Origin of the sequence: Xylanibacter ruminicola 23, from assembly GCF_000025925.1 — a bacterium.
GTDB lineage: Bacteria > Bacteroidota > Bacteroidia > Bacteroidales > Bacteroidaceae > Prevotella > Prevotella ruminicola.
Window position 1 is genome coordinate 1,369,086 of record NC_014033.1, and the last position, 12,615, is coordinate 1,381,700.

Here is a 12,615-nt window from a genome sequence, read left to right on the forward strand (position 1 = left end):
CAAAATTATAAAATAGTGTACGATAACAGAACAAAATGCAAGATTATTATATGAATTTAACCTAAATTAACCTAAAAGTCTTGCTAGTTTGTATAATTATGTTTAGATTTGCACCGTTTTTATAACTATAATTACTATTCAATTAATTAAAACCAACAACATGAAAATGGGAAATTACTTTCTTAGCTCTCACATGAGAGCGTGTATGATGGCCATTTGTCTGCTTTTTGCAGCAGTTGTCAATGCACAGAATGTTACGGTTAAGGGAAGTGTTCTCGACACTAAGGGTGACCCGATTATCGGAGCCACCATTAAGGCCGAAGGCACCCAAACCGGAACGGTTACTAACTATGATGGCGACTTCACCATCTCTTGTCGCAATGGTGCTACACTTAACGTTAGCTACATTGGCTTTGCCCCAAAACAGGTAAAAGCCGAGACAGGCAAAGTTCTCAAAATTGTTCTTGAGGAAGAAGCTACTACCCTGAACGAGGTGGTTGTAACAGCTCTTGGTATCAAGAAAGACCAGAAGAAACTGGGTTACGCCATCAGCTCGATCAACAGTGATGAGCTGATCAAGACTGGTGCTTCTAACTTCGCATCAGCCCTGTATGGTAAGGCTCCTGGTGTTCGCATCCAGTCGGCTCCTGGTGGTAACACATCTGCTGTATCTATTTCGGTACGTGGTATGTCGTCAATCACCGGTAACACCCAGCCTCTCATCGTTATGGACGGTGTGCCCATCCACAATGGTAACACCAATAACGAGGGCTACTGGGACAACCAGCGTATCCGCTCTAACGGTCTGATCGACATCAACCCCGAGGATATCGAGAACATCTCAATCCTGAAGGGTGCTGCCGCTTCTGCACTGTATGGTTCAGAGGCTGCCAACGGTGTTGTGATGATCACCACCAAGAAGGCTGCCAAGGGTACAGGTACACGTGTTGACTTCAGCGCTAACGTTAGCTGGGATAAGATTGCCTACATGCCTGACATGCAGACAGAGTTCGGTCCTGGTTTTGACAACTGGGCATATGGTAGCAACAAGGATCCAGAAGCCTTAACAGGTTTCAACACATCGAGATTCGATCGAAATGGAAATTCGATTGTTACACCTGCACAGGCTCGTTATTATTCGTATGGTCCACGCTACGATGGCAGAGAGGTAACCTATTTCGATGGTACCAAGCGTCCATACGCACCTATCGGTGGCAACCAGTGGAACGAGGTATTCCGCACTGGTTTCAACCAGAACTACAACGTAGCCATCACCAACAGCTCTGAGCGTAGCAACATCCGCTTCTCGTACAACTTCAACGATTCGAAGCCCATGCAGTATAACTCTGCAAAGCACAACTTCAACCTGAATGGTACATTCGATATCACCAATACCATCAAGTTGAACTACACCGCTACTTATCAGAAGCAGTACATCAAGAACCGTCCTTATCGTATCAGCCGTATCGTACAGAACTACAGTGGTATGTTTGGTAGTTTCACTGATGTAAAGTACATCCGTGAGCACACCATGACCAGCCTGGGCTATATGAATAGCGTTTATGCAGCTAACGGCGGTACCACCAACACACTGACTCCCGACGAACAGTTCCTCTACACCCCAATGGGTTCTACATCGCTGATTAGCGAGTACTTCTGGAATATCTTGGGTAAGGAGCAGATCGAGGATCACCAGCGTTTCATCGGTAGCATCAACCCAACATGGGAGATTATCCCTGGACTGACTCTGGGTGCACGTATCGCTACCGACCTGACATCGGATAAGATTGAGAACATGAACCGCGCAGAGAATGCTCACATCTTCTCTACCAACGGACAGTATAGCGATGCTTACGCACTGGAGAACAGCAAGTACGAGATTGTTTACGGTGACGTGATGCTGAGCTTCGACAAGACATTTGCTGACATCCACAACGTACAGGCTAACTTCGGTTACAACGCACGTCAGGAGACATACTACATGTCAAGCGTTAGCACCAGTCAGGGTCTGAGCCAGGAGAACTGGTTTAACCTCGCTGCATCTGTAGGTACTAAGAATGCCAACATGAACAAGCAGGACCTGCTACGCACAGGTATGTTCCTGACCGCCAGCTACGGCTTCGACAACTGGGCATACATCGAGGGTACTATCCGCAATGAGAAGACTTCTACCCTGAAGAAGGGCAACAACTCTTTCTGGTATCCATCAGCCAGTGCCAGCATCCTCTTCACAGAGCTGATGAAGGACAACAAGCCTTCTTGGTACGACTATGGTAAGATTCGCGCTTCTTACGGTATCGTAGGTAACGCTCCTGAGATTTACCGCGCTAACTTGGCATACAGCCAGGGTAACCTGCAGCACGGCGACAACTATGTATATAACTACATGGGAACATCAGTAGGTAACGAGAGCATCAAGCCTGAGAAGAAGTACGAGTTCGAGATTGGTCTCGAGAGCAAGTTCTTCAACAACCGCTTAGGTTTCGAGTTCTCTTACTACCATAATGATATCAAGGACCAGATTCTGCAGACTACTTCTGCCTACTCTATGGGTGCTCAGAGCATGCTAATGAACGTAGGTGAGCTGACTAACTCAGGTGCTGAGTTCAGTATTTATGGAACTCCATTCATGAATAAGGACTGGCGTGTTGACCTGCGTGCTAACATCGCTGTTAATAAAAATAAGGTAAAGAAACTGGCCGACGGTCTGGATGTTCTTTCTCATGCTAACTGGGATAATGGTGCTGCAACCCTCGAATCGCATGTTGGCGAACCTATGGGCGACTTCTACACATACACTTGGAAGACCGACGAGAACGGTAACCGTATCGTAGGCGAGGATGGTTTGTACATCACCGATACTTCTGAGCGTCATAAGGTAGGTAACGCTATGCCTGATGCCGTTGGTGGATTCGCTGCTTCGGTAAGCTATAAGAACTTCACACTGGATATGAGCTTCGACTACCGTATCGGTGGCGACGTTATCAACCAGCCTTGGCAGTACTACATGGATACCGGTATCATCAAGGACGCTGTTGGTGCTCGTGACTACCAGAGCGGTGGTATCTTCTACTACAGCACTACCGAGAGTGTTGACGATAAGGCCAGCATCGTACGTGTTGATCCTTCACAGGTTCCTAACTACCAGCGTGGTGTAACCATGATCGATGGTCACTATGTATGGGATAACGGTGTTATCCAGCCAGGTGTTAAGGAGGACGGAACTCCTAACGACATCATCACCACTCAGTTTGCTATCAACGATATGCAGTACGGTTGGGGTACCAGCGCTACTCAGAGCTATCAGGAGGCTATCCAGAAGAACAGCTACGTGAAGTGTCGTGAGATCAGCCTGTCATATCAGCTGCCTACCCAGTGGACCAAGCGTTTCGGATGCAGCAACCTCACAGTATCTGCATTTGCACGTAACCCATTCTATCTCTATCGCACACTGAAGTTGTTCGATTCTGAGACTACTGATGGTACTAACTGGATCTATCAGGCACAGGTTGGTGGTTCAACTGCCAGCGCACGCACATTCGGTGTTTCACTCCGTGCAAGCTTCTAATAGATGGTGCAATAGAACATTTGAAACTAACTAAAAGATTATAAGATTTATGAAAAAGATATTTTTTACAGTCTTTGCCGCAGTGGGAATGATGTCTCTCGTATCTTGCTCTGATTCGGACTTCAACGAGAAGTATGCAGATCCATCAAAGACAACAACAGTAAGCGTTCCACAGGTGTTCACCGGCGTGCTTGATGCCGGTAACCGCTGGATGAACCTTGATTATTGGCGCTATTACACACAGTCAAGCACTTCTGGCTGCTTCTCAGGTGTAATTGGTAATGCTAATGGCCGCGGTCGTTTCCGTGGTGCCAGCGAGGGATACTTCAATATCCGTTGGCAGGATTTCTATAACATGCTAACTCAGTATCGTGTGCTGGAGGATACATACAACAACCTCTCCGACGACGAGAAAGAGGCTAACAAGATTTTCTTACTCCTGGGTCGTACCATCATGCAGGCTCAGCTCCACGAGGTACTCTCTATCTGGGGAGATGCCCCCTACTCTGGTGCTGGCACACTGTGGAAGACTGGTGACTATGATGGCGCTAAGAAATCTGCCAAGTACGACGACGACGTACAGATCTACAAGCAGATTCTGTCTGACCTGAAGGAGGCTGGCGACTTCTTTGCCGCTGGCAACCTGAATGCCGCAGGTGTTGCTGCTCTGAAGCGTCAGGACTTCAGCTCTGCAGCTGGTTCTGTTGACATCTGGCAGCGTTATGTAAACTCACTCCGTCTGCGCATCGCCCTGCACCTGGCTACCAATGGTGACCTGGTTGCTGAGGCAAAGAGCGCTATCCAGGAGTTGCTGAGTAATCCTACTCAGTATCCTCTGATTGAGAACAATAGTCAGAACATCGGTGTGAACGGTGATACTGCAACTGATCACTTCAACTATGGTAAGGGTGTTTCTCAGGCTCTGGCAGGTAGCTCAATGGCTGCTGGTTCACAGGCTATGCTCGACGCCATGAACGTTCCTGCTAACGGTGTGCCCGATGAGAACACTGACCCACGTCTGGCTGCTGTTTATGACTGCAACCCAGACGACGCTTATATTGCTTACGATAACTCACTCACAAGCAACGAAATCGACAACATCGCCGAAGAGAAGAATAAGGAGTATGTTGAGCGTGGTATCACCACCTCTAACTACTACTGCCGCATTGACACCATCGCCTTCACTGGTTGGGCTGCTTATCAGGGTAACGCCAACTTGAACGGCACTTGGATCAATGCTGCCGAGGTTGCACTGAGCAAGGCCGAGGCTTACCTGATGGGTTACGGTGTAGCTGCCAACGAGGCTGCTGCTAAGGAGAACTTCATCAAGGGTGTAGTACTCTCTAACGAATACTACTGGAACATGAAGACCACTTCTTCACTCTACGTGGAGGGTAACGACTCTTATCGTGGTTTCCGTGCACTCACTGTTCCTACAACTGCCGACTTCGAGGCTTATGCCAACAAGATCTGGAAGGCCACTCAGGAGTGTGTAGCTACTCAGCTCTGGCTGAACTTCAGCTTCCTGAACGAGCTCGAGGCTTGGAACGTGAACCGTCGTACTGGATTCCCCAACGTGAAGTTTGCTAAGGACACCCAGATGGCTGACTATCCTACTCCTCCAAACCGTCTGCCTTACCCAAGCGACGAGTTGAACTTCAACAAGGACAACTGCGAGGCTGCTAAGGCTATCAACTACTCAGAGAGCACTGGTTACTACACTAACCTGTTCTGGGCTAAGCAGACCTACTACTCACTCTATTAAAAAATAGGCTGAAACACAATAATGATCCCGAGACCCTTTGCGGGTTTCGGGATTTTTGTTTATCTTTGCAGCGATAAACCCAAAAACAAAAATGAAAAGACTACTTTTACTATTTATCGGACTGATGGCCTTCTGGCATGCTGATGCCGGAAAGCAAGTAATGAATCGTGTGGTGGTGGCTTACGTCACCGCAGGTACTAACGACGTTCCAGACCCTACGTTGATGACCCACATCAACTATGCATTCGGAACAGTCAACAAAACATTTAATGGTGTAGATATCCAGAAGCCAGAACGCCTACGGGTGATTGCTGGTTTGAAACAGCAGAACCCCGACTTAAAAGTGCTGCTGTCGATTGGTGGATGGACAGCAGGACGATTCAGCGAAATGGCTGCCACCAAACAGAACCGCGCTGCCTTTGCCAAGGACTGCAAACGCATTGTAGATGAGTTCGGACTGGATGGTATCGATATCGACTGGGAATACCCGTCATCAAGCGAGGCTGGTATCTCGTCATCACCCCACGATATCGATAACTTTACACTGCTGATGAAGGAACTGCGCCGTGTGTTAGGAAAACAGAAACTGCTTACCATCGCCACCATCTGCACCGCAAAGTATATCGACTTTAAGAAATGTCTGCCTTATCTCGACTTGGTGAATGTGATGTCGTATGATATGAGCGATCCCAATAAGGCACACCATGCTGCCCTCTACCCCTCGCCTATCTCAGGTTACTGCACCGGCTCTGAAGCTGTCGAGGCACACCTGAAGGCTGGTGTTCCCAAGGAGAAGCTGGTGATGGGAATGCCTTTCTACCAAAAAGGCAGAAGACAGGACGCTGGTGTTGACGAATATCTGCGTACGGGTATCCTGCCCGTTGGCTACACACGTCAGTGGAGCGATGTGGCACAAGCCGATTATATTGCCAACGAAAAGGGCGAGTTTGTATGGGCTTACGAAACCACACGTTCGTTAGGTGCCATCTGTCAGTATATCCTGGATAACAACCTGTGTGGCGGTATGTACTGGGAATACTCGAACGACAGAACGGGTGAGTTCAGTTCGCTGCTGAGTAAAATGCTATTAGAGCAGTCCACCACTGTAGGCCATAAAACCGCAGCCCTTAACACATCAGCCTGGCAGAATACCGAATGGATTTCGGTTGTGAATGCCCCTATAGTAACAGGCCGTGCCGACCAGGTGATTCGTGCTGCAGATGGCGCTAACTGGTTTGTATCTACCATCAAAAACGAAAAGCCCGTAACCCAAGCTAAATGGATGACAACGGGATTAGGTGTGTTTGAACTTTACCTGAACGGACAACCTGTAGGCGACGAAATCCTGAAGCCCGGATTTACACACTACGCCAAAACCAAGCGTTCGTTTACTTACGATATCACCGAGGCTTTCCAGAAGCAGACTGGTAACGAGAATGTACTCTCGGCTCAGGTCACACCGGGCTGGTGGGCTGATAAGATTATCACTCCAGGCGATCACGAAGGTATGATTGGTAAGAAGTGTGCCTTCCGTGGTGTATTGGAACTGACATTTGCCGATGGCACCAAACAGTACTACGGCACCAACTGCAAGGATTGGAAAGCAGGTATTGCAGGTCAGGTAAAGCACGCCGGTATATTTGATGGCGAGGCTTTTGATGCCCGCGAACTGCCTGGATTTGCTACCCCTGAAAAACTCTCAACTCCCGAGGTAAATAGCGAGTTTACTGGCGAGATTGTACCATCCGATGGTGCTGAGGTTTATCTGCGTCGCGACTTGGCATTACGCCCCGCCATGGCCTATATCTGGCAAGGTGTAACCGGCGAGAAGCAAGCCGCCGACAAGAAGGATATCGAATATGGTAAGGTTACCATCAAACGCAACTATGCCCTGGGCGAAACCATCACTCTGAATCCTGGCGAAACGCTGGTTGTAGATTTCGGACAGAATACATCAGGTGTACCATGCTTCAGCTTTAAAGCCAACGAAGGTACTACCCTGACTTGTCTGCCAGCAGAAATCCTGAACGATGGCAACGGTGCCGAGCGCCGTGGCATGGACGGACCAGAAGGTAGCGTGCATCGTCGCAACCTGCGTATCCAGAACACCGGTATCCGCATCGATTACACCTTTGCCAACAACCCCAGCTTTGTAAGCTACTATCCCCACTGCACCTTCTTTGGCTACCGTTACATCTCGGTAACCGCTACCGATAAGGTAGAGATTCAACGCGTTGAATCACTGCCTGTAACCAGCATAGCCAAAGGTCTGGAAATAGGTAAAATCACCACAGGTAACGACCTGATTAACAAGCTGATTTCGAACACCGTTTGGGGCCAGCGCTCTAACTATCTCTCGGTTCCTACCGACTGTCCGCAGCGCGATGAGCGATTAGGTTGGATGGCTGATACTCAAGTGTTTACCGAAGCCGGTTCGTTCTTTGCTAATACCGACGGATTCTTCCATAAATGGACCCGCGATGTACGCGACTCACAGAGTGCTACAGGTGGATTCCCAGGCGTATCGCCTATTGCCCAGTATGGTAATGAGATGATGCGTTTGGGTTGGGCCGATGCCGGTGTGATTGTGCCATGGACAGTATGGAAGCAGTTTGGCGATAAAGCCATCGTAGATGAGAACTGGGAAGCGATGGAACGCTTCATGAATCACATCAACGAGGTGAAATACAACCACGAGGCACTCGTAAAAGAGAATGGCAACTACCAATGGGCCGACTGGCTGAGCTGCGAGGCTTTGGAGACTTGTATTAACCTCGCTTTCGACGAGAACTGGAAGCCACGTCCCGATGCCATTGCCTACTGGAATTACCTGAGTGCCTGCTACTGGCAGATTGATGCCGAGATGATGCGTGACATGGCACTGGCAACAGGTCGCGATGCCTCGAAATACCAGCAGATGGCAGAGGCTGCCCAGACCTATCTGAAGCAGCAGTTCCTGAATCAGAATGGTACCTTTAAGACTGCCGTACTGAACACCATGCAAACCCCTGCCCTGTTTGCCTTGAAGAACCGTCTGGTAGATGGTGCTGCCAAGGAGCGTATGATTCAGCGCCTGCGCCAGAATTTTGAGGAACATGGCAACTGCTTGCAGACCGGTTTCCTAGGCACCAGTATCCTGATGGCTACACTCACCGAAAACGGCTTGGTAGATATTGCTTACGAGCTGCTTTTCCAGCGTAAGAACCCCAGTTGGATTTACTCGATTGACAACGGTGCCACCACCATCTGGGAGCGTTGGAACAGCTACCGTCGCGATAATGGCTTAGGACCTAACGGCATGAACAGTTTTAACCACTATGCCTACGGTGCCGTATGCGAGTGGATTTGGGAGACTGCAGCCGGTATTGCCACCGACACCCAGGTGCCAGGCTTTAAGCAGATTATCATGAAACCCGTACCCGACAAGCGCTTAGGTTTTGTGAAGGCCGAATACCAGTCGGCAGCCGGTTTGATTAAGAGCGAATGGAAATACGAAGGCGACCTGTGGTTGTGGAACTTCACCGTTCCCGAAGGAGCCACCGCCATCGTTACCCTACCCGGCGAGACAACCCCGAAGACATATCCAAGTGGCACTTACCACTTACAAAAGAAACTCTAACAAAAAAGCCGCCCTTCAGCATTTTGAAGAGCGGCTTTCTTTTTGGAATATCTGATTAGTTAATCGGAGTTACCTCAATCACAGGACTCTGACCTCTACCATCCTCAGCTTTCCATTCGATGGTAACCACCTTCTGTTCGCCAGGCATCAAGGTGAAGTAGTTATCGCTGTAAATCACAGGCAGAATCTGCTCGCCATCGGCACCCTTCAGATTGATACGCAGGAATGGAGCTACCGACTTACCAGTGTTCTTCAATGTCACAACAGCCTTGGTACCAGTAACCTTTACGCTCTGCTGCAAGGCTGGTTTTGGCAGGGTGTTCAGGGCACGGAAATTATTCTCCTCTTTGCCCATGATATACTCGTTCTCAGAAATCACACCACGCTTACCTGCAAGTGTCAAACGCAGGAACCATACATCTGATGGCGCCTGAGCCTGCAACTTAGCCAACTTCAGGATGGCCTTGGTGGTATCCTCGTTGCTATTCAAACGAACCTTCTGCTGGCGCACTTTCTTACCATTCAGATCGAATACCGTTACTGTAGCGGTGATACCAGCCACATTTCCTGCAGAGTGGTTCACTACCTCAACGCTATCCGTCAGAGCGTTATACTGAATATGTAAGGGCTCGCAGGCCTTCTTTACACCAAAGTAAGCCGCTGTGGGGTCGAAATAGTAATCGTAAGTCTGCCAAACCATCGATGGCCAGCAAGCATGACTCATCCAGATCAACAGTCCTGCACGACTTTTGCTGGTGCTCTCGTACATGCCACGATAACCGTTATAGTTAATGAGCTGAGCCCAACGGGTAAACTCCTCGGCGCTGCTAGCCTTGCCAAGTCCCTCTTCTACCAGTCCGTTAAACTCGCGGGCACGCTGGGCACCTAACAGGGTGTAATCGTGCATACCCCACTGTACGCTCTGTGGCCAGAGTGAATCAGGACTCAATGTACGCTTCAAACTCTCGATATTCATCACGTTAGGCATACCACGCTCGGTGTGAATCTTACCACTCTGACGAGAGAAGTACTCCTTCATAGGCAGTGCCCAGTATGGACCGTGACCACTCACACCATCATCAGCCGAGCTTGAGATAAACTCCAATCCAGGCGACAGGGTATGTACATACTCACGCAACTTGCGATCGATAGCCTCAGGTGGGAATCCCTCGTTACGTCCTACCCAGATACCAATGCTGGCATGACTGCGGATACGGCGCAGATAATCCTGTGCATTGCTCAGGAACAGCATATCGTCGTGAGGATCAGGTCCGTCGGCTGGGTTAGCCAACCAGAAGTCCTGCCATACCATGATACCATGCTTATCGCAAGCCTCGTAGAAAGCCTCGTCACCAATCTGTCCTACCCAGTTACGAATCATGGTGCAGTTCATCTCCTTGTGATACCCTACAGCAATATCGTACTCACGTGAGCGGTACAGCAGATTGTGCTCATCGAAGCCCCAGTTACCACCCAGTGGAATAAAGCGGCGTCCATTGATATACATGATGAGCGAATCCTTCAGACCCTCGTATTTCATCTCGCGGATACCAGCCTGATAGTTGATGGTAGATGCCACGCCGTTATCAGGGGTGAAGGTAAAGCCAGCCTCGTACAGATTAGGCTCGCCGTAACCATTAGGCCACCACAACTTAAAGTCGCTGCTGGTCAACTGCTTGTTGCAATGAGGACAGAAGCTTACCTCCTGCTCGGTGTTGGCAGGCAGCGTCATCTTCTTCTCAAACTTCACGTCACCAATCCAGCCCTTCAGGGTACCAGTAACTGGCTTGTTATCGTTGTTGCGTACAAACACAGCAGGCTTTACACTGGCGGTTTTGCCATCAGCAGCCAACTTGGTTTTTACATATGGATCGCTCACAGTCACATTACCTGTTGAGGTGAGATAAACCTCGTTCCAGATACCAACCTCGCGTCCACGTACAGTGGTAATCCAGTCCCATCCGATGGTAGCATGGAAGGTAGGATTATCGGCACCAAGCAGTCCACCATTCAACTGTGTGGTGTTGCGGTCCTTCTCCTTTACGGCACCAAAGTACTTGTTGCACTCCACCTCTACTGCCAGGTAGTTCTTACCCTTATGCAGCAGACCGGTTACATTGAATTTGCCACGCATAAAGGCACCCTCGATACGGCCCAGACGCTGTCCGTTCAGATAAACGTTAGCTTTCCAGTTGATACCATCGAAGTTGAGCCACTGCTGCTCGCCATCAATACGCTCTACGTTGAACTCCTGACGGTACCAGAAGTTTGAGCGGAAATATGATTCTGAAATCTGATTGATATCGTCGGCATAGTTTGGATCGGGAACAGCACCGATATTCATAAACGATGCCAGCACGGTGCCAGGAACTGTAGCAGGCACCCAACTTCTACTATCATAATCAGCCGATGCAATCTGCTCGCCACGGGCATCCACCTCCGATGCACGCTGCAACTGCCACATGCCGCCACTCAACTCGTAGCGTCCGTTCTTCATACCAGCCAAAGCATGTGGGGTGTAAACCTGTTTCTGCTTCGACAGCACCTCCAACTCACGCAGAGCATAGCAGCCAGCCTCGCCGGGCTCCTGGAGGAGCAAGCGCACGTAGCGGGCAGTACATTGAACATTGACCATTGAAGATTGACCATTGAGAGATGCCACCTTTTTCCAGGTTTGGGCGTCGTCGGATATTTGAATGATGCCTTTCTTGGGGGCATAAAGCCAGTCGAGATTAATCTGCTCGATAGGCAGACTCTTTCCAAGGTCGGTGTATATCCACTGCTCGCCGCCACCATCGCTCATCCATACGCTGCTGAACTGCTGCGATGGCAACAGCTCTACATACTCGCCGATGGCATTCTGGAACTGCAACTCGTACACGTCCCAGTGGGCAGCGCCAGTCATATCCATGACCACACGCAGATGCTGGGTGTTTACAGGTGTTTTAAACTTAATCAGCTCATCCAACTGGCGTGCTGGCAACAGGCTCTCCTCGGTCTGTTTGTTGGGGTCGGAATGCAACTTATAATACAGTGGTTTACCAGGCAGTTTGTCGCCCTTCAGTTCGCCAACCACCTGCCAGTCTTTTCCATTTTCCGAAGCCTCGCAACGAATGCTGTAGCCCTCGGTAGCCAGCTGGTCGTTATAGGCCATCATACCTACCACACGTACCCCGGCAGTTTTTACTGTCATGGCACCGCTATAGTCGTACTGCAGCCAGGTCTTCTCGCCCATCAGGATATTCTTTGAATAGGCACCGCCATCGATAGCCCACTCTGCCTCCTTACGGGGCAGCACACCATCCTGGGTAGAAACCTTCAGCAGGATGGGATCGGCAGTATCGCAGATACCATCTGTTACCAGATGTGCCGTCAGGTTGTAGTCGATAGCCGACGAAGCCCAGACCGCACGGTGGCGTGCTACATTTGTTAATGTCTGGCCATTCTCCACCCAGCTCAGTGTGGGTGCGTAATACTCACTCTTGGCACCCGGATACTGTCCGATGCCACGCGTGTAATCAGTTGGTTGAGGTGCAGCCACAGCGCACATACCGATACACGAAAAAATTGCTGTAAGATACTTCATATTGTCGTAGTTTCTGATTTTTGTGCACAAAAGTACAAAAAAAATGGATACCATACTAAACTTTCGTCATTTTTTTG

General features: G+C 49.5%; 4 protein-coding genes. 3 read left to right on the forward strand and 1 reads right to left on the reverse strand.

Annotated features, from left to right (window positions below; genetic code table 11):
• Positions 1-205: 205 nt before the first annotated feature.
• The 3 genes from PRU_RS06050 to PRU_RS06060 all read left to right on the forward strand — a co-directional run bounded on the left by PRU_RS06050 (position 206) and on the right by PRU_RS06060 (position 8,952).
• Positions 206-3,568, forward strand: a complete 3,363-nt coding sequence (locus PRU_RS06050) for a SusC/RagA family TonB-linked outer membrane protein (protein ID WP_013065521.1) — start codon at positions 206-208, stop codon at positions 3,566-3,568.
• A 49-nt stretch (positions 3,569-3,617) separates the two neighbouring features.
• Positions 3,618-5,333 (forward strand): SusD/RagB family nutrient-binding outer membrane lipoprotein, encoded by a 1,716-nt coding sequence (locus tag PRU_RS06055; RefSeq protein WP_013063733.1) that lies wholly within the window; start codon positions 3,618-3,620, stop codon positions 5,331-5,333.
• A gap of 91 nt (positions 5,334-5,424) precedes the next feature.
• Positions 5,425-8,952, forward strand: coding sequence for a family 78 glycoside hydrolase catalytic domain (locus PRU_RS06060; RefSeq protein WP_148214881.1), 3,528 nt, complete (start codon positions 5,425-5,427; stop codon positions 8,950-8,952).
• A gap of 55 nt (positions 8,953-9,007) precedes the next feature.
• On the opposite strand, the gene PRU_RS06065 is transcribed toward PRU_RS06060, so the two are convergent.
• On the reverse strand, positions 9,008-12,538 hold the full coding sequence (locus PRU_RS06065; protein WP_177168148.1) for a glycosyl hydrolase 2 galactose-binding domain-containing protein: 3,531 nt from the start codon (positions 12,536-12,538) through the stop codon (positions 9,008-9,010).
• Positions 12,539-12,615 lie beyond the last annotated feature (77 nt).